Origin of the sequence: Mesorhizobium sp. B3-1-8 (genome assembly GCF_006439495.1) — a bacterium.
Taxonomy (GTDB): domain Bacteria; phylum Pseudomonadota; class Alphaproteobacteria; order Rhizobiales; family Rhizobiaceae; genus Mesorhizobium.
Genome location: NZ_VFTK01000066.1, coordinates 1 through 19,355, shown reverse-complemented (window position 1 = coordinate 19,355; position 19,355 = coordinate 1). Strand labels below are relative to the sequence as shown.

General features: G+C 62.5%; 16 protein-coding genes. 14 read left to right on the top strand and 2 right to left on the bottom strand.

What is annotated here, in order from left to right:
- The 10 genes from FJ424_RS32735 to FJ424_RS32690 form a co-directional block, all read left to right on the top strand.
- On the top strand, positions 1 to 363 hold a 363-nt coding region (locus tag FJ424_RS32735), incomplete at its 5' end, for a calcium-binding protein (protein WP_281405455.1).
- A 625-nt stretch (positions 364 to 988) separates the two neighbouring features.
- Positions 989 to 1,192, top strand: coding sequence for a preprotein translocase subunit SecE (secE, locus tag FJ424_RS32730; RefSeq protein ID WP_027170383.1), 204 nt, complete (start codon positions 989 to 991; stop codon positions 1,190 to 1,192).
- Between the two features lie 27 nt (positions 1,193 to 1,219).
- On the top strand, positions 1,220 to 1,747 hold the full coding sequence (gene nusG, locus FJ424_RS32725; RefSeq protein ID WP_140545994.1) for a transcription termination/antitermination protein NusG: 528 nt from the start codon (positions 1,220 to 1,222) through the stop codon (positions 1,745 to 1,747).
- A 185-nt stretch (positions 1,748 to 1,932) separates the two neighbouring features.
- Positions 1,933 to 2,361, top strand: coding sequence for a 50S ribosomal protein L11 (gene rplK, locus FJ424_RS32720; RefSeq protein ID WP_095765524.1), 429 nt, complete (start codon positions 1,933 to 1,935; stop codon positions 2,359 to 2,361).
- Between the two features lie 4 nt (positions 2,362 to 2,365).
- Positions 2,366 to 3,064: a 50S ribosomal protein L1 gene (gene rplA, locus FJ424_RS32715; protein ID WP_140637120.1), complete on the top strand. Its 699-nt coding sequence runs from the start codon at positions 2,366 to 2,368 to the stop codon at positions 3,062 to 3,064.
- Between the two features lie 366 nt (positions 3,065 to 3,430).
- Positions 3,431 to 3,949, top strand: coding sequence for a 50S ribosomal protein L10 (rplJ, locus tag FJ424_RS32710; RefSeq protein ID WP_140545996.1), 519 nt, complete (start codon positions 3,431 to 3,433; stop codon positions 3,947 to 3,949).
- Positions 3,950 to 4,003: 54 nt separating this feature from the next.
- Entirely contained in the window at positions 4,004 to 4,384 is a 381-nt protein-coding gene (rplL, locus tag FJ424_RS32705; RefSeq protein ID WP_059189560.1) for a 50S ribosomal protein L7/L12, read from the top strand.
- Between the two features lie 268 nt (positions 4,385 to 4,652).
- Positions 4,653 to 8,789, top strand: coding sequence for a DNA-directed RNA polymerase subunit beta (rpoB, locus tag FJ424_RS32700; protein WP_140659836.1), 4,137 nt, complete (start codon positions 4,653 to 4,655; stop codon positions 8,787 to 8,789).
- Between the two features lie 130 nt (positions 8,790 to 8,919).
- On the top strand, positions 8,920 to 13,116 hold the full coding sequence (gene rpoC, locus FJ424_RS32695) for a DNA-directed RNA polymerase subunit beta' (RefSeq protein WP_140646980.1): 4,197 nt from the start codon (positions 8,920 to 8,922) through the stop codon (positions 13,114 to 13,116).
- 169 nt (positions 13,117 to 13,285) lie between these two features.
- Positions 13,286 to 13,951, top strand: coding sequence for an O-methyltransferase (locus FJ424_RS32690; protein WP_140659837.1), 666 nt, complete (start codon positions 13,286 to 13,288; stop codon positions 13,949 to 13,951).
- 33 nt (positions 13,952 to 13,984) lie between these two features.
- On the opposite strand, the gene FJ424_RS32685 is transcribed toward FJ424_RS32690, so the two are convergent.
- Both FJ424_RS32685 and FJ424_RS32680 read right to left on the bottom strand, forming a co-directional pair.
- The gene (locus FJ424_RS32685) at positions 13,985 to 14,914 is read right to left on the bottom strand and encodes a Gfo/Idh/MocA family oxidoreductase (protein ID WP_140659838.1); all 930 of its coding nucleotides are present in this window, start codon (positions 14,912 to 14,914) and stop codon (positions 13,985 to 13,987) included.
- Positions 14,915 to 14,997: 83 nt separating this feature from the next.
- A complete protein-coding gene (locus FJ424_RS32680; RefSeq protein WP_140646983.1) occupies positions 14,998 to 15,279 on the bottom strand; it encodes a transcriptional regulator in 282 nt (93 codons plus the stop codon).
- Between the two features lie 460 nt (positions 15,280 to 15,739).
- On the opposite strand from FJ424_RS32680, the gene rpsL reads away from it, so the two are divergent.
- From rpsL to FJ424_RS32660, 4 genes are all read left to right on the top strand, one after another.
- Positions 15,740 to 16,111 (top strand): 30S ribosomal protein S12, encoded by a 372-nt coding sequence (rpsL, locus tag FJ424_RS32675; protein WP_006202128.1) that lies wholly within the window; start codon positions 15,740 to 15,742, stop codon positions 16,109 to 16,111.
- Positions 16,112 to 16,120: 9 nt separating this feature from the next.
- Positions 16,121 to 16,591 carry a 30S ribosomal protein S7 gene (rpsG, locus tag FJ424_RS32670; RefSeq protein WP_027170372.1) on the top strand — a complete coding sequence of 157 codons (471 nt, stop codon included), beginning with the start codon at positions 16,121 to 16,123 and terminating at the stop codon, positions 16,589 to 16,591.
- 27 nt (positions 16,592 to 16,618) lie between these two features.
- Entirely contained in the window at positions 16,619 to 18,709 is a 2,091-nt protein-coding gene (gene fusA, locus FJ424_RS32665; protein ID WP_140646984.1) for an elongation factor G, read from the top strand.
- A 65-nt stretch (positions 18,710 to 18,774) separates the two neighbouring features.
- Positions 18,775 to 19,355, top strand: a 581-nt coding sequence (locus FJ424_RS32660) for a GTP-binding protein (RefSeq protein ID WP_140786395.1), incomplete at its 3' end; no start/stop codon positions are given.

The following is a 19,355-nucleotide window of genomic DNA, read 5'->3' as shown; positions in this document are numbered from 1 at the left end:
GTCGAATCCGGCGCCTACAATGACAATGACGAACTGGACTTTGGTACGGGCATCGATGCGAACGAGCTATGGTTTGCTCAGCAGGGCAACAATCTCGTTATCTCTGTGCTGGGCACGACCGACAAAGTGACTGTCAGCAACTGGTTTGCCGGACCTGGCAATGTCGTCGAGACCATCAAGTCAGGCGACGGGAAGGTGCTGAACCAATCCGATGTGGCAACCTTGGTTGCCGCGATGGCTGGTTTTGATCCGGCGACGTCACCAACGGGCTCAGGCATTCAGCCTAATGATCCGCTGCTCGGTGATCCGAACCAGGTTGGCACGATTGCGGCAGCAGTGCAGCATACGTGGATGGCGGCCTGAGGCACAAAGGGCGTTGCACTACGGCGATCGGTGCAAGATCGGGGCCGCACTCGTCGCAGAATGGGGCTTCAACGAGATGCTCAATTCCGCATTCAATGGGAGTTGGATAGCGGCAGGCGCGCCACCCGAGCCTGTCCTGTTACCCATTTCTCTTACACAATTCCTTGCACATTATTCCGAGATATGCGATAAATAGCTTGTAAAACAATGAGATGCAGAAAGGCTATTCGGTCTCCAAAACCGCAGGTCGTAGGTTCGAGCCCTGCTGCCCGTGCCATCTTTCCAAAGGGCAAAAGAAGCTCTCCGCGGTTGAAAATCGGCGGGTGGCTTGCCATACAGCAGGAATTGGGGCATAAGCCCCGCATAGCCGGGACGGGACGACTGGATGGTTCCGAGGCGGCGTTAGGACATAAAGCGGACCCTTGCCACTTGCGTGGATTAAGAATCGGTTTTATGTAGACAAGACAGACACGCGACGCGTGGAGCTGGGAAGCCGGCTTTACGCGTCTGATTTGCGTGGGTGAAATAGCGGCGCTGATTCGCGCCGTATAGAGCCCAGGCGGCACGTCCCGGTCAGCGGGATCATCCAGGAGGCCCGGCCAACGGGTCTTGAAACAGGCGGCACATGGCTTCGAAAACCACTAATCCCTTCACCTTTCTCCAGCAGGTTCGCGCGGAGACGGCCAAGGTGACATGGCCTTCGCGGCGCGAAACCATGATCTCGACCGTGATGGTCCTGGTGTTCGCGGTGATCGCGATGCTGTTCTTCTTCGCTGCCGATATTCTGATGGGCTACGCGATCGAGTGGATCCTGGGTCTCGGACATTAATTCGGCGGTTTACGGAGAGGTCGTGAAATGACTGCACGGTGGTATATCGTCCACGCCTATTCGAACTTCGAGAAGAAGGTCGCCGAGGATATCGAGAACAAGGCCAAGCAGAAGGGCCTGTCCGGTGACATCGAGCAGATCGTCGTGCCGACCGAGAAGGTCGTCGAGATCCGCCGTGGCCGCAAGGTCGATGCCGAGCGCAAGTTCTTCCCAGGCTATGTGCTGTTGAAGGCCAATCTGACCGATGCCGTGTTCTCGCTGGTCAAGAACACGCCGAAGGTCACCGGCTTCCTGGGCGACTCCAAGCCCGTGCCGATCACCGAGACCGAGGCACAGCGCATCCTGAACCAGGTTCAGGAGGGCGTCGAGCGGCCGAAGCCTTCGGTCACCTTCGAGATCGGCGAGGCGATCCGCGTTTCGGATGGTCCGTTCGCGTCGTTCAACGGCGTCGTCCAGGAAGTGGACGAGGAGCGTGCCCGCCTCAAGGTGGAAGTTTCGATCTTCGGGCGCGCCGTGCCCGTCGATCTGGAATTCGGACAGGTCGAAAAGGGCTGATCCGTACACCCGCGCCGGAAGGCGTTGGTACACCCGCGCCGCGAGGCGTCGGGAGCGGCGGCAGACGCCGCGTGAACGGGTGGGAGGCGAAGGTGGCACAGCCGGCCGCCGGAACCGCACCACCAGACTGCAACCGCCGGCGTTGCCCGAGAATGGGGCCGGCATGAGAAAAGGCAGGAATAGAGATGGCTAAGAAAGTTGCAGGCCAGCTCAAGCTCCAGGTTGCCGCGGGCTCGGCCACGCCGTCGCCCCCGATCGGCCCGGCGCTTGGTCAGCGCGGCATCAACATCATGGAATTCTGCAAGGCGTTCAACGCGCAGACCCAGGAGCTCGAGAAGGGATCGCCGATCCCGGTCGTCATCACCTACTACCAGGACAAGTCGTTCACCTTCGTCATGAAGACGCCGCCGGTGAGCTACTTCCTGAAGAAGGCAGCCAACCTGAAGTCGGGCTCCAAGGAGCCGGGCAAGGTCAAGGCCGGCACGATCAGCCGCGACAAGGTGCGCGCGATCGCCGAGCAGAAGATGAAGGACCTGAACGCAAACGACGTCGAGGCGGCCATGCGCATGGTCGAGGGTTCCGCCCGCTCGATGGGCCTGGAAGTGGTGGGCTAAGATCATGGCAAAGATTGCAAAGCGTATTGCCAAGAGCCGCGAAGGCATCGATCCGAACAAGGCTTACGCCCTCTCCGAGGCGCTGCAGCTGCTCAAGGACCGGTCCAAGGTGAAGTTCGACGAGACCGTCGAGATATCGATGAACCTCGGCGTCGATCCGCGCCATGCCGACCAGATGGTCCGCGGCGTGGTCAACCTGCCGAACGGCACCGGCCGCTCGGTGCGCGTCGCGGTGTTTGCCCGTGGCGACAAGGCCGAGGAAGCCAAGGCCGCCGGCGCCGATATCGTTGGCGCAGAGGACCTTGTCGACATCGTCCAGAAGGGCACGATCGATTTCGATCGCTGCATCGCCACGCCGGACATGATGCCGCTGGTCGGTCGTCTGGGCAAGGTTCTCGGCCCGCGCGGCATGATGCCGAACCCGAAGGTCGGCACCGTGACCACCGATGTGGCCGCGGCCGTCAAGGCTTCGAAGGGCGGCGCCGTCGAGTTCCGCGTCGAGAAGGCCGGCATCGTCCAGGCCGGCGTCGGCAAGGTCTCGTTCGACGTCAAGGCGCTGGAAGAAAATGTCCGCGCCTTCGCCGATGCGGTGACCAAGGCCAAGCCCGCGGGCGCCAAGGGCAACTACGTCAAGAAGGTGTCGGTCACCTCGACGATGGGCCCCGGCCTCAAGCTCGACATCGCGACGCTCGCCGCGTCGTAAGTGTCATCTGATCGGCTAGGCCGATCGCAAAAGAATCCCGGGCCGCCGATCCGTCGGCGGCCCGGTACCCCGGAAGCCGAAAGGTTTCCGGATATCCTGTCCGAGATTGCAGGCGGCCCAAAAGCCTTAATTCACTTGGGCCTGCATGAGACGGGTGAAGACCCGACAAAGGAGCCAAGCTCCAATGAAAGGTTCGAACCGTGTTTGCCTTTTGTCTGCGCACTATCCGGCGTGCCGGCTGGTGTGGCGAAAGGGGGCAGGATCCTCGAGCGTCGTTCGGGAGATCCGTACTGGATGGCCCGGCCGGCAAAAGGCAACCCGACGCCTGACCTCGTTAATGGGGCAGGGGTCAACTGGAGATAGGCAGTGGACAGAGCGGAAAAACGCGAACTCGTCACGGGCCTGAATGATGCGTTTTCAAGCGCTGGTTCAGTCGTCGTGGCCCACTACGCCGGTATCACCGTCGCGCAAATGAACGACCTTCGGTCGAAGATGCGCGCCGCCGGTGGCACCGTCAAAGTCGCGAAGAACCGTCTCGCCAAGATCGCTCTTCAGGGCACGGACTCCGCATCGATCATCGATCTGTTCAAGGGACAGACGCTGGTCGCTTATTCGGAGGATCCGATTGCGGCGCCGAAGGTCGCGTCCGATTTCGCCAAGGGGAATGACAAGTTGATCATTCTCGGTGGCGCGATGGGTACGACCTCGCTCGATGCCGACGGTGTGAAGGCACTCGCCACACTACCGTCGCTCGACGAGCTGCGCGCCAGGCTGGTTGGCATGATCGCCACGCCGGCTACCCGGATCGCCCAGATCGTCAATGCGCCCGCGGCTTCGGTCGCGCGTGTCATCGGCGCTTACGCCCGGAAGGACGAGGCGGCATGAGGCCGTTCCTCGCTGTCAACAACACACGTTCGAACCTAGTGAAGGAATACAAAAATGGCTGATCTCGCAAAGATCGTAGACGACCTTTCGAAGCTGACCGTCCTCGAGGCGGCCGAGCTGTCGAAGCTCCTGGAAGAGAAGTGGGGCGTTTCGGCTGCCGCTCCGGTGGCGGTTGCCGCTGCTGGCGGCGCTGGTGCCGCTGCCGCTGCTCCGGCTGAAGAGAAGACGGAATTCGACGTCGTTCTCGCCGATGCCGGCGCCCAGAAGATCAACGTCATCAAGGAAGTCCGCGCCATCACGGGCCTTGGCCTCAAGGAAGCCAAGGACCTGGTCGAAGCGGCTCCGAAGCCGGTCAAGGAAGGCGTTTCCAAGGCCGACGCCGACAAGTTCAAGGCTCAGCTGGAAGCAGCTGGCGCCAAGGTCGAGCTGAAGTAAGCCTGTTAGGCGAGGGCGGACGGTCTCGCGCCGTCCGCCCCCTCCCTTGACGAAGGGAGGGTTCTGTTGCGCGAGGCGTTTGAAAACCTCTTTCCTGAGGGCCGAAAAGCGGCCTTCCGGAAACGGGTTTTCTCCCGTTTTAGCCGGTAGCCGCCAAACCATCGGCAGGGCGGCCGGAAAAACAGATAGGGGCAGCCGCCAAGGCCGCCCGTTGGTGCAAGGCGAGCCGCGGCGAGGTTCGTCCCGAGTTTATAGCTAAGGAGCGACGATGGCCCAGACCCAGACTTTCAATGGCCGCAGACGCGTACGCAAGTTCTTCGGAAAGATCCCGGAAGTTGCGGAGATGCCGAATCTCATCGAGGTTCAGAAGGCATCCTATGACCAGTTCCTGATGGTGGACGAGCCCAAGGGCGGCCGTCCGGACGAAGGGCTGCAGGCCGTTTTCAAGTCGGTCTTCCCGATCTCCGACTTTTCCGGCTCCTCGATGCTGGAGTTCGTGAAGTACGAGTTCGAGGCACCGAAATTCGACGTTGACGAGTGCCGTCAGCGCGACCTGACCTATGCTGCCCCGCTGAAGGTGACGCTGCGCCTCATCGTGTTCGATATCGACGAGGATACCGGCGCCAAGTCGATCAAGGACATCAAGGAGCAGGACGTCTACATGGGCGACATGCCGCTCATGACGTCGAACGGCACCTTCATCGTCAACGGCACCGAGCGCGTCATCGTCTCGCAGATGCACCGTTCGCCGGGCGTCTTCTTCGACCATGACAAGGGCAAGTCGCACTCGTCGGGCAAGCTTCTGTTTGCCGCGCGCGTCATTCCCTATCGCGGTTCGTGGCTCGACATCGAGTTCGATAGCAAGGACGTCGTGCACGCCCGCATCGACCGCCGCCGCAAGATTCCGGTGACGTCGCTCTTGATGGCGCTCGGCATGGACGGCGAGGAGATCCTGTCGACCTTCTACAACAAGATCACCTACAAGCGCGCCGGCGACCACTGGCGCATTCCGTTCAACGTCGAGCGTTTCCGCGGCCTCAAGGCCGTCGGCGACCTGGTCGACGCCGACACCGGCGAGATCGTGGTCGAACAAGGCAAGAAGATCACCGCCCGCCAGGCTCGCCAGCTCGGCGAGAAGGGTCTTAAGGCCATCAAGGCGACCGACGAGGACCTGCTCGGCAACTACCTTGCCGAGGACATCGTCAACTACGCCACCGGCGAGATCTTCCTCGAAGCCGGCGACGAGATCGACGACAAGACGCTAAAGGTGCTGCTCGGCACCGGCGAGGACGAGATCCAGATACTGGACATCGACCACGTCAATGTCGGCGCCTACATCCGCAACACGCTCAACGTCGACAAGAACGAGAGCCGCCAGGACGCGCTGTTCGACATCTACCGCGTCATGCGCCCGGGCGAGCCACCGACGCTCGAGACCGCCGAAGCCATGTTCAACTCGCTGTTCTTCGACAGCGAGCGCTACGACCTGTCGGCTGTCGGCCGCGTCAAGATGAACATGCGCCTCGAGCTCAAGGCCGAGGACACCGTGCGCGTGCTGCGCAAGGACGATATCCTGGCCGTGGTCAAGACGCTGGTCGAACTCCGCGACGGCAAGGGCGAGATCGACGACATCGACAATCTCGGCAACCGCCGCGTGCGTTCGGTCGGCGAGTTGATGGAGAACCAGTACCGTGTCGGCCTGCTGCGCATGGAGCGCGCGATCAAGGAGCGCATGTCCTCGATCGAGATCGACACGGTCATGCCGCAGGACCTGATCAACGCCAAGCCGGCGGCTGCCGCCGTGCGCGAGTTCTTCGGTTCCTCGCAGCTGTCGCAGTTCATGGACCAGACCAACCCGCTGTCGGAGATCACCCACAAGCGCCGCCTGTCGGCGCTTGGACCGGGCGGTCTGACCCGCGAGCGCGCCGGCTTCGAGGTGCGCGACGTGCACCCGACGCATTACGGCCGCATCTGCCCGATCGAAACGCCGGAAGGCCCGAATATCGGTCTGATCAACTCGCTGGCCACCTTCGCGCGCGTCAACAAATACGGCTTCATCGAAAGCCCGTACCGCAAGATCGTTGGCGGCAAGCTTACCAACGAGGTTGTCTACCTGTCGGCGATGGAAGAGGCCAAGCACTATGTCGCCCAGGCCAACGCCGAGCTCGACAAGAACGGCAGCTTCGTCGACGAGTTCGTCATTTGCCGTAACGCCGGCGAAGTGATGATGGCGCCGCGCGAGAACGTCGACCTGATGGACGTCTCGCCGAAGCAGATGGTGTCTGTCGCGGCAGCGCTCATCCCGTTCCTCGAGAACGACGACGCCAACCGCGCGCTGATGGGCTCGAACATGCAGCGTCAGGCCGTGCCGCTGGTGCGCGCCGAGGCGCCGTTCGTCGGCACCGGCATGGAGCCGGTCGTCGCTCGTGACTCGGGCGCGGCCATCGGCGCCCGCCGCGGTGGCGTGGTCGACCAGGTCGACGCGACCCGTATCGTCATCCGTGCCACGGAAGATCTCGATCCCGGCAAGTCCGGCGTCGACATCTACCGGCTGATGAAGTTCCAGCGTTCGAACCAGAACACCTGCATCAACCAGCGTCCGCTGGTGCGCATGGGCGACCGCGTCAACAAGGGCGACATCATTGCCGACGGTCCCTCGACGGAGCTCGGCGATCTGGCGCTCGGCCGCAACGTGCTGGTCGCGTTCATGCCGTGGAACGGCTACAACTACGAGGACTCGATCCTGCTCTCCGAGCGCATCGTGGCCGACGACGTCTTCACCTCGATCCACATCGAGGAGTTCGAGGTCATGGCGCGCGACACCAAGCTCGGGCCGGAGGAAATCACGCGCGACATTCCGAACGTTTCGGAAGAGGCGCTGAAGAACCTCGACGAGGCCGGCATCGTCTATATCGGTGCCGAGGTGCAGCCGGGCGACATCCTGGTCGGCAAGATCACGCCGAAGGGCGAAAGCCCGATGACGCCGGAAGAAAAGTTGCTCCGCGCCATCTTCGGCGAAAAGGCCTCGGACGTCCGCGACACCTCCATGCGCATGCCTCCGGGCACCTTCGGCACGGTCGTCGAAGTGCGCGTCTTCAACCGCCACGGCGTGGAGAAGGACGAGCGCGCGATGGCGATCGAGCGCGAGGAGATCGAGCGTCTGGCCAAGGACCGCGACGACGAACAGGCGATCCTCGACCGCAACGTCTATGCGCGTCTTTCCGACGTGCTGGTCGGGAAGGAAGCGATCGCCGGACCGAAGGGCTTCAAGAAGGGCTCGAAGCTGTCGAAGGACACGCTCGACGAGTATCCGCGTTCGCAGTGGTGGCAGTTCGCAGTGGAGAACGAGAAGCTCCAGGGCGAACTCGAGGCTCTGCGCGGCCAGTATGACGAGTCCAAGAAGGCGCTCGAGCAGCGTTTCATGGACAAGGTCGAGAAGGTGCAACGCGGCGACGAAATGCCTCCGGGCGTCATGAAGATGGTCAAGGTCTTCGTGGCGGTGAAGCGCAAGATGCAGCCGGGCGACAAGATGGCCGGCCGTCACGGCAACAAGGGTGTCGTGTCGCGCATCGTTCCGGTCGAGGACATGCCTTTCCTCGAGGACGGCACGCATGCCGATATCGTGCTCAACCCGCTGGGTGTGCCGAGCCGCATGAATGTCGGCCAGATCCTGGAAACGCATCTGGGCTGGGCTTGCGCAGGCATGGGCAGGAAGATCGGCGAGCTGATCGACGCGTATAAGGGTGGCGGCGATATCAAGCCGCTGCGCAAGACGCTGGAAAGCTTCATGCCGGCCAACGACCGCAACGAGCCGATCCGCGAGTATGACGACGAGAGCATCGTTCGCCTGAGCGAGCAGATGCGCCGCGGCGTCTCCATCGCGACACCGGTGTTCGACGGCGCGCATGAGGCCGACATCAACACCATGCTGGAGCAGGCAGGCCTGCACACCAGCGGTCAGTCGCAGCTCTATGACGGCCGCACCGGCGAGCCGTTCGATCGCAAGGTGACGATGGGCTATATCTATATGCTCAAGCTGCATCACCTGGTGGACGACAAGATCCACGCGCGTTCGATCGGTCCGTACTCGCTCGTCACCCAGCAGCCGCTGGGCGGCAAGGCGCAGTTCGGCGGCCAGCGCTTCGGCGAAATGGAGGTCTGGGCGCTCGAAGCCTACGGCGCGGCCTACACGCTGCAGGAAATGCTGACGGTGAAGTCGGACGACGTCGCCGGCCGCACCAAGGTCTACGAGGCGATCGTGCGCGGCGACGACACGTTCGAGGCAGGCATTCCGGAGAGCTTCAACGTTCTCGTCAAGGAAATGCGCTCGCTGGGCCTCAATGTCGAGCTGGAGAACACCCAGGTCGAAGAGACCCCGACGCGTCTGCCCGACGCAGCCGAGTAAAGCCTACGGCGCGCCGCTCTAGGATGCGGCGCGCCCTTCAAATTTTTCGGTCGGGCAACCGGCCAGTCTGCGGACATTTCGTCCGCGATCGATGCAAGGGGTTATCGAGGACCCCGAAAAGGAGAACGGCATGAACCAAGAGGTCATGAATCTCTTCAACCCGCAGGCGCCTGCGCAGGTGTTCGATTCCATCCGGATCTCGCTTGCCAGCCCAGAGAAGATTCTGTCCTGGTCGTTCGGCGAGATCAAGAAGCCGGAGACCATCAACTACCGCACCTTCAAGCCGGAGCGTGACGGCCTGTTCTGCGCGCGCATTTTTGGCCCGATCAAGGACTATGAGTGCCTGTGCGGCAAGTACAAGCGCATGAAGTACAAGGGCGTCATCTGCGAAAAGTGCGGCGTCGAAGTCACGTTGTCGCGCGTTCGCCGCGAGCGCATGGGCCATATCGAGCTCGCCGCGCCCGTCGCCCATATCTGGTTCCTGAAGTCGCTGCCTTCGCGCATCGGCACGCTGCTCGACATGACGCTCAAGGATATCGAGCGCGTGCTCTACTTCGAGAACTACATCGTCACCGAGCCCGGCCTCACCGCGCTGAAGGAGAACCAGCTCCTCAGCGAGGAAGAGTACATGCTTGCCGTCGACGAGTATGGCGAGGACTCTTTCACCGCAATGATCGGCGCCGAGGCCATCCATGACCTGCTTGCCGGCATGGACTTGGAGAAGATCGCCGGCGACCTGCGTTCGGAGCTGGCTTCGACCACCTCCGAGCTCAAGCAGAAGAAGTATCTGAAGCGGCTCAAGGTCGTGGAAAACTTCATGGAATCCGGCAACCGTCCGGAATGGATGATCATGAAGGTGGTTCCGGTGATCCCGCCGGACCTGCGTCCGCTCGTCCCGCTGGACGGCGGTCGCTTCGCCACGTCCGACCTCAACGATCTCTATCGCCGCGTCATCAACCGCAACAACCGCCTGAAGCGGCTGATCGAGTTGCGCGCGCCCGGCATCATCGTGCGCAACGAAAAGCGCATGCTGCAGGAAGCCGTCGACGCGTTGTTCGACAACGGCCGTCGCGGCCGCGTCATCACTGGCGCCAACAAGCGTCCGCTGAAGTCGCTGTCCGATATGCTCAAGGGCAAGCAGGGCCGGTTCCGTCAGAACCTGCTCGGCAAGCGCGTCGACTATTCCGGCCGCTCGGTCATCGTGACCGGTCCGGAGCTGAAGCTGCATCAGTGCGGCCTGCCGAAGAAGATGGCGCTCGAGCTGTTCAAACCCTTCATCTACGCCCGTCTCGACGCCAAGGGTTTCTCCTCGACCGTCAAGCAGGCGAAGAAGCTGGTCGAGAAGGAACGTCCGGAGGTCTGGGATATCCTCGACGAGGTCATCCGCGAGCATCCGGTGCTCCTGAACCGCGCGCCGACGCTGCACCGCCTCGGCATCCAGGCGTTCGAGCCGATCCTGATCGAAGGCAAGGCGATCCAGCTGCATCCGCTGGTCTGCACCGCCTTCAACGCCGACTTCGACGGCGACCAGATGGCGGTCCACGTGCCGCTGTCCTTGGAAGCGCAGTTGGAAGCCCGCGTGCTGATGATGTCGACCAACAACATCCTGCACCCGGCCTCCGGCGCGCCGATCATCGTGCCGTCGCAGGACATGGTTCTCGGTCTCTACTATCTCTCGATCGTCAACCAGAACGAGCCGGGCGAAGGCATGGTGTTTGCCGACATGGGCGAGCTCCAGCATGCGCTGGAAACCAAGGCCGTGACGCTGCACGCCAAGATCAAGGGCCGCTTCCGCACCGTCGACGCAGAAGGCAAGACGGTGTCGAAGATCTACGACACCACGCCTGGCCGCATGATCATCGGCGAACTGCTGCCGAAGAACGTCAACGTGCCGTATGAGACCGCCAACCAGGAGATGACCAAGAAGAACATCTCCAAGATGATCGACACCGTCTACCGCCACTGCGGTCAGAAGGAGACGGTCATTTTCTGCGATCGCATCATGGCGCTCGGCTTCGCGCATGCCTGCCGCGCCGGCATCTCGTTCGGCAAGGACGACATGCTGATCCCGGATTCCAAGATCAAGCTGGTTTCCGAGACCGAGGCTTTGGCCAAGGAATACGAGCAGCAGTACAATGACGGCCTGATCACCCAGGGGGAGAAGTACAACAAGGTCGTCGACGCCTGGGCCAAGTGCTCGGAAAAGGTCGCCGACGAGATGATGGCCCGCATCAAGGCGGTGGAGTTCGAGGACAATGGCCGCCAGAAGCCGATGAACTCGATCTACATGATGTCGCATTCGGGTGCGCGCGGTTCGCCCACCCAGATGCGTCAGCTCGCCGGCATGCGTGGCCTGATGGCCAAGCCCTCGGGTGAAATCATCGAGACGCCGATCATCTCGAACTTCAAGGAAGGCCTCACCGTGCTCGAGTATTTCAACTCGACCCACGGCGCTCGCAAGGGTCTGGCCGACACCGCCTTGAAGACGGCGAATTCGGGTTACCTCACCCGTCGTCTCGTCGACGTGGCGCAGGACTGCATCGTCAACTCCGTGGATTGCGGCACCGACAAGGGCCTCACCATGCAGCCGATCGTCGATGCCGGTCAGGTCGTCGCTTCGGTCGGCCAGCGCGTGCTGGGCCGCACCGCGCTCGACGACATCAACCATCCGGTCTCCGGCGAATTGCTGGTCAAGGCCGGAACGCTGATGGATGAGCGCGATGTTGAGCAGATCGAAAAGGCCGGCGTGCAGTCGATCCGCATCCGTTCGGCGCTGACCTGCGAGGTCAGGACCGGCGTGTGCGCTGTCTGCTACGGTCGCGACCTGGCCCGCGGTACCCCTGTCAACCAGGGCGAGGCCGTCGGCGTCATCGCGGCGCAGTCGATCGGCGAGCCGGGCACCCAGCTCACCATGCGTACCTTCCACATGGGCGGTACGGCGCAGGTGGTGGATAGCTCGTTCCTTGAAGCCTCCTATGAGGGCAAGGTGCAGATCCGCAACCGCAACGTGGTGCGCAACTCGGAAGGCCAGCAGATGGTCATGGGCCGCAACATGGCGGTGCTCATCCTCGATGAGACCGGCAAGGAGCGCGCCACGCACCGCGTCGCCTATGGTTCGCGTATCTTCGTGGACGATGGCGACAAGGTGAAGCGCGGCCAGCGTATCGCCGAGTGGGATCCCTATACCCGCCCGATCCTCACCGAAATCGAGGGCAGGGTGGCGTTCGAGGACCTGGTCGACGGCATCTCCGTGCAGGAAACGGCCGACGAGTCGACCGGCATCACCAAGCGTGAGGTCATCGACTGGCGTTCCACGCCGCGCGGCAGCGACCTGAAGCCTGCGATCGTCATCCAGGACGCCAAGGGCAAGGTCGGCAAGCTGTCGAAGGGCGGCGATGCACGCTTCCTGCTCTCGGTCGAGGCCATCCTCTCGGTCGAGCCGGGCGCGCATGTCCGTCCGGGCGACGTGCTTGCGCGTATCCCGATGGAAAGCGCCAAGACCAAGGACATTACCGGCGGTCTGCCGCGTGTTGCGGAATTGTTCGAGGCCCGCCGTCCGAAGGATCACGCCATCATCGCCGAGATCGATGGCACGATCCGCTTCGGCCGCGACTACAAGAACAAGCGCCGCATCATCATCGAGCCGCATGACTCGACGCTCGAGCCGGTGGAGTACCTGATCCCGAAGGGCAAGCCGTTCCATCTCCAGGACGGCGACGTCATCGAGAAGGGCGACTACATCCTCGACGGCAACCCGGCGCCGCACGACATCCTGGCGATCAAGGGCGTGGAGGCGCTTGCCTCCTACCTCGTCAACGAGATCCAGGAGGTCTACCGTCTGCAGGGCGTGTCGATCAACGACAAGCACATCGAGGTGATCGTTCGCCAGATGCTGCAGAAGGTCGAGATCACCACGCAGGGCGACTCGACCTACATTCCGGGCGACCACGTCGACGTCATCGAACTGGAAGAGGTCAACGAGCGCCTGATCGAGGACGGCAAGAAGCCGGCCGAAGGTCAGCCGGTGCTGCTCGGCATCACCAAGGCCTCGCTGCAGACGCCGTCCTTCATCTCGGCCGCTTCCTTCCAGGAGACGACCAGGGTGCTCACCGAGGCCGCGGTTGCCGGCAAGACCGACATGCTGCAGGGCCTCAAGGAAAACGTCATCGTCGGCCGCCTGATCCCGGCCGGAACGGGCGGTACGATGAGCCAAATCCGGCGCATCGCAACTTCGCGCGACGAGCTCATCATCGACGAGCGCCGCAAGGCCTCCGGTGTCGAGGTCGCCGACCCGATGCTGACCGACATGGTCAACGCCGCGCAGTGAGCGGCTTGACATGAGAAACGATGAGAAGGGGCCCACGTGGCCCCTTCTTGCATTTCAAGAGCGTGGACACCGGTTTTCGGAAGAGATCATGATCGAATAAAGAGACCAGATCAGTATGACGGTTCTATTAGCCGTCATCCTGATCTGGCTTCACGAACGAGGAAGAACTATGAGCAGCAAGACTTGGGCGGCTGTCGACGACTACATCGTTTCCTCTCTTTTCGAAGCGGATCCCGTCCTGGATGCGGTGCTTAAGGCCAACCGCGATCAGGGCCTGCCCGCGATCGACGTGTCGGCCGCGCAGGGCAAGCTGCTGTCGCTGCTGGTGCGCATCCGCGGTGCGAAGAAGGTGCTGGAGATCGGCACGCTCGGCGGCTACTCGACCATCTGGATGGCGAGGGGATTGCCGGCGGACGGCAAGGTCGTGACGCTGGAGCTCGATCCGCACCACGCCAAGGTCGCGCGCTCGAATTTCGAGCGGGCAGGGGTTTCCGACAGGGTCGACCTGCGCGTGGGCCCTGCGCTGCAGTCGCTTGGCAAGCTGGCGGACGAAGGTGCCGGACCGTTCGACCTCATCTTCATCGATGCCGACAAGCCGAACAACCCGAACTATCTGACCCGGGCCATGAAGCTGTCGCGCCCAGGCACCGTCATCGTCTGCGACAACGTCATCCGCGACGGCGCGGTCATGAAAAAGAACAGCGGCGACGCCAATGTCGAAGGCGCTCGCGCCGCGTTTTCGTTCATCGGCGGCGAGAAGCGGCTGGACGGCACCGCCATCCAGACCGTAGGCGCCAAGGGCTATGACGGCTTCGCCATTGCGGTGGTCGACTGAGGATGCCGTTGGCCTCGGCGCGTTGCCGCCGCCTCAGTCGAAGAACGCCTCGACCACGTTGCGCTTGCCGAGCATGAAGGCGTCGGCGACGTGCTGCAGCGGTGCGAGGTCGACATCCGAAGTCCCAGCGCGAACGATCTCGGCGAAGCGCTTGTAAAGCATCGGATATTCGGCCTCGGGCTCGTCGTGGACGACCTTGCCGTCGACGGTGAGCTTAGCGCCGCCGCCCGACAGCACCATCTTGCCCTTGTCGGTCTCGGCGACGATGTCCCAGCTCTGCGGGCCGGTCTGAAGCCAGTCGAGCTCCATCGTCACCGGCAGGCCGTTGGACGTGCGGAAGGCGACATGGGCCGCGACCGGTGCCGCGCGGTTCTCCGGAAAATCGAGCACGGCCGAGGTGATGAACATAGCAGGCAGGATGTGCGTGGCGATCGACAGCGCGTTGATGCCCGGATCGAACACGCCGAAGCCGCCGGATTCCCAGATCCATTCCTGGTTCGGGTGCCAGCGGCGCACGTCTTCCTTCCAATTGATGGCGGCCGAAGTCAGTCTGGCCGAGGCAAGGAATGCGCGCGCGGCCTCCACCGCCGGCGCATAGCGCGAATGCCAACTGGCGAAGAGCGAGACGCCGTTCTCTTCGGCAAGCGCCTTGAGGTGTTCGACTTCGCTGACCGTGGCGCCCGGCGGCTTTTCGAGGAACACATGCTTTTTCGCCTCCAGCGCGGTGCGCGCGGCGTCGTAACGGAACTGCGGCGGCATGCAGAGCGAGACCGCCTCGAGGCCGGGTTCGGCCGCAAGCATGGCTTCGATCGTTGGATAGTTCGGGATCCCGTCGACTTTGCCGTGGCGGCTGGCCGCGGCGGCGAGCTGAAAGTCGCCATCCTTGGCGACCGCCGGCAAATGCTGGTCGCGCACGATCTTGCCCACACCGACGATGCCGAGCTTGATGGGACTGCTGGTCATGGAAACTCCAAGGAATGAAAGAGTGCCTAGCGGGGCAGGTTTGTCCGGCGGGTTCTGGGAAATATGACGGCTGGCCGCGCTTTTCAGATCGGCTCTTCAAAGGTGACGATCGAAACTTCGCCTTCGAGCGCGCCCTGATAGGCCGACAGATGCGGCTCCTCGTCGGGCTCGCCTTCCATGTCGCCGATCTGGTCGAGCTCGGCCTCGGCGTAACCTTCCGCGGCGAGCGATTCGAGCGCGCGGCGCACGGCAGAATCATCGTCGGGCGCCACCAGCATCACGTGCACGCCCTCCGGCTTGCCGCCTTTCTTCTTCCAGACCCGCCCGGTGATGATCGTGACCGGCCGTTCTTCATTGTCGTTCACGGCTGATTCCTCGTTTCCCCGGCGATTGTCCGGTGCAAGCCGCCTTTTGGCACGAAGCAAGGGCACAGGACAGCGCAAAGCCGGTCACTTTCTTCCTCGCTCTTGAAAAAAGACGCAAGAAAATTACATGCGTTTTTCGCATGGCTGCCCAGCTTTGGGTTGGACGCAATATTTGCCGCGCCGGGGTTGACGGACCCTGGGGTTGCGAGTAGAAGCCGCGACGTCAGAACCGATGTGAGGCTCTCCTGTCCGAAGCGACACGCTTTGGAGTTTGCCTCAAACAGGGTTCGTTTTACGAGCGAAAAGACATTTCCGGCGCGCATGAAGCGGCTTCCGCTTCCTCTGCAATTTGTTCGGGCAGGACCGCGAAGCGCGGTGTGTTGCCCGAATTTGCGTATGGGAATGACGCTTTGAGCGGCCCTGACAGGGCAGACACGGAATTGAGAGACAAGAGGGTTTAATGCCTACCGTCAACCAGCTGATCCGCAAGCCGCGCCTGGCGCCGGTGAAGCGTAACAAGGTCCCGGCCATGCAGCAGAACCCGCAGAAGCGGGGCGTCTGCACGCGCGTCTACACCACGACGCCGAAGAAGCCGAACTCCGCGCTGCGCAAGGTGGCCAAGATTCGCCTGACCAACGGCTTTGAAGTGATCGGCTACATCCCCGGCGAAGGCCACAACCTTCAGGAGCACTCGGTGGTCATGATCCGCGGCGGTCGCGTCAAGGATCTGCCGGGCGTCCGCTACCACATCATCCGCGGCGTGCTCGACACGCAGGGTGTGAAGAACCGCAAGCAGCGTCGTTCGAAATACGGCGCCAAGCGTCCGAAGTAAGGGTTTCCCATGTCCCGTCGTCACAGTGCAGAAAAGCGTGAGATCAATCCGGACCCCAAGTTCGGCGATCTGATTGTCACCAAGTTCATGAACGCCGTCATGTATGACGGCAAGAAGTCGGTTGCCGAGACCATCGTCTATGGCGCGCTGGACCAGGTCCAGGCCAAGACCAAGCAGGAGCCGGTCACCGTCTTCCATCAGGCGCTCGACAATGTCGCGCCGCATGTGGAAGTGCGCTCGCGTCGCGTCGGCGGCGCCACCTACCAGGTTCCGGTCGACGTGCGCCCCGAGCGCCGTCAGGCGCTGGCCATCCGCTGGCTGATCGCCGCGGCCCGCAACCGCAACGAGACCACCATGGTCGACCGCCTCTCGGGCGAGCTGATGGACGCGGCCAACAACCGCGGCACGGCCGTCAAGAAGCGTGAAGACACCCACAAGATGGCGGAAGCCAACCGCGCCTTCGCGCATTACCGCTGGTAACGCGAAAGAGACTGAGAGGCACCTCCCATGGCCCGCGAATACAAAATCGAAGACTACCGCAATTTCGGTATCATGGCGCATATCGACGCCGGCAAGACGACGACGACCGAGCGCGTCCTCTACTACACGGGCAAGTCGCACAAGATCGGCGAAGTCCATGACGGCGCTGCCACCATGGACTGGATGGAGCAGGAGCAGGAACGCGGCATCACCATCACGTCGGCCGCGACCACGACCTTCTGGAAGGGTCGTGACGGCAAGATGCGCCGCTTCAACATCATCGACACCCCCGGACACGTCGACTTCACCATCGAAGTCGAGCGTTCGCTGCGCGTGCTCGACGGCGCCATCGCGCTGCTCGACGCCAACGCCGGCGTGGAGCCGCAGACCGAGACCGTGTGGCGCCAGGCTGACAAGTACCATGTGCCGCGCATGATCTTCTGCAACAAGATGGACAAGATCGGCGCCGACTTCTACCGCTCCGAGGAAATGATCGCCTCGCGCCTCGGTGCGCAGGCCGTCGTCATGCAGCTGCCGATCGGCGCCGAGACCGAGTTCAAGGGCGTCGTCGACCTCGTCGAGATGAACGCGCTCGTCTGGCGCGACGAGACCCTGGGCGCTGCCTGGGACGTTGTCGAGATCCCGGCCGACCTGAAGGAAAAGGCCGAGCAGTACCGCGAAAAGATGATCGAAGCCGCCGTCGAGATGGACGAGACCGCGCTCGAGAATTACCTCGAAGGCAAGATGCCGTCGAACGACGAGATCCGCGCGCTGATCCGCAAGGGCACCATCGCGGTCAAGTTCTACCCGATGTTCTGTGGCTCGGCCTTCAAGAACAAGGGCGTGCAGCCGCTGCTCGACGCCGTTGTCGAATACCTGCCGTCGCCGATCGACGTGCCGGCCATCAAGGGTGTCGACGCCAAGACCGACGCCGAGATCGAGCGTCATGCCGATGACAACGAGCCGCTGTCGATGCTGGCGTTCAAGATCATGAACGACCCGTTTGTCGGTTCGCTGACCTTTGCCCGCATCTATTCGGGCAAGCTCGCCAAGGGCACCTCGGTCGACAACACCGTGAAGGGCAAGAAGGAGCGCATCGGCCGCATGCTGCAGATGCATGCGAATTCGCGCGCCGACGTCGAAGAAGCTTACGCAGGCGACATCGTCGCCCTGGCTGGCCTCAAGGACACGACCACCGGCGACACGCTCTGCGATCCGCTGCACCCGGTCATCCTCGAGCGCATGGAATTCCCCGATCCGGTCATCCAGATCGCTATCGAGCCGAAGACCAAGAACGACCAGGAAAAGATGGGCCTCGCGCTGCATCGTCTGGCGGCCGAGGATCCGTCCTTCCGCGTCAAGACCGACGAGGAAAGCGGCCAGACCATCATCGCCGGCATGGGCGAGCTGCATCTTGACATCATCGTCGACCGCATGCGCCGCGAGTTCAAGGTCGAAGCCAATGTCGGCGCGCCGCAGGTGGCTTATCGCGAGACGATCACCCGCACCCACGAGCAGGACTACACGCACAAGAAGCAGACCGGCGGTACTGGCCAGTTCGCCCGCGTCAAGATCATATTCGAGCCGAACACCGAGAGCGAAGAGTTCGTGTTCGAGTCCAAGATCGTCGGCGGTGCGGTTCCGAAGGAATACATCCCGGGCGTCGAGAAGGGCATCAACAGCGTCATGGGTTCCGGCCCGTTCGCCGGCTTCCCGATGATCGGTGTCAAGGCCACGCTGATCGACGGCGCCTTCCACGACGTCGACTCCTCGGTGCTGGCGTTCGAAATCGCCTCCCGCGCCTGCTTCAAGGAAGCCGCTCCGCGCCTCGGCGTGCAGTTGCTCGAGCCGATCATGAAGGTCGAGGTCGTGACGCCGGAAGATTACGTCGGCGGCGTCATCGGCGATCTCAACGGTCGTCGTGGTCAGATCCAGGGTCAGGAAGCGCGCGGTGTTGCCGTCGTCATCAACGCGATGGTGCCGCTCGCGAACATGTTCAAGTACGTCGACAATCTGCGTTCGATGTCGCAGGGCCGCGCCCAGTACACGATGCAGTTCGACCACTACGAGCCGGTTCCGACCGCGGTCGCCCAGGAAGTTCAGAAGAAATACGCGTAACTCGAGCGGGTTGCACGAGACCTTAATTCAAGGCCCGCACGGGCAGGCAGGAATGGAGAGATCACATGGCAAAAGGTAAATTCGAGCGCACCAAGCCGCATGTGAACATTGGCACGATCGGCCACGTCGATCATGGCAAGACGTCGCTGACGGCGGCGATCACGAAGTATTTTGGCGAATACAAGCGCTATGACCAGATCGACGCGGCCCCGGAAGAGAAGGCGCGCGGCATCACGATTTCGACGGCGCATGTCGAGTATGAGACGGCCAACCGTCACTATGCCCATGTCGACTGCCCCGGCCACGCCGACTATGTGAAGAACATGATCACCGGTGCGGCGCAGATGGACGGCGCGATCCTGGTTGTTTCGGCCGCCGACGGCCCGATGCCGCAGACCCGCGAGCACATCCTGCTTGCCCGCCAGGTCGGCGTTCCCTCGATCGTTGTGTTCCTGAACAAGGTCGACCAGGTCGACGACGCCGAGCTTCTGGAACTGGTCGAGCTCGAGGTTCGCGAGCTTCTGTCGAAGAACGAGTTCCCCGGCGACGACATTCCGATCGTCAAGGGTTCGGCGCTGGCTGCGTTGGAAGATTCCAACAAGACCATCGGCGAGGACGCCATCCGCGAGCTGATGGCTCAGGTCGA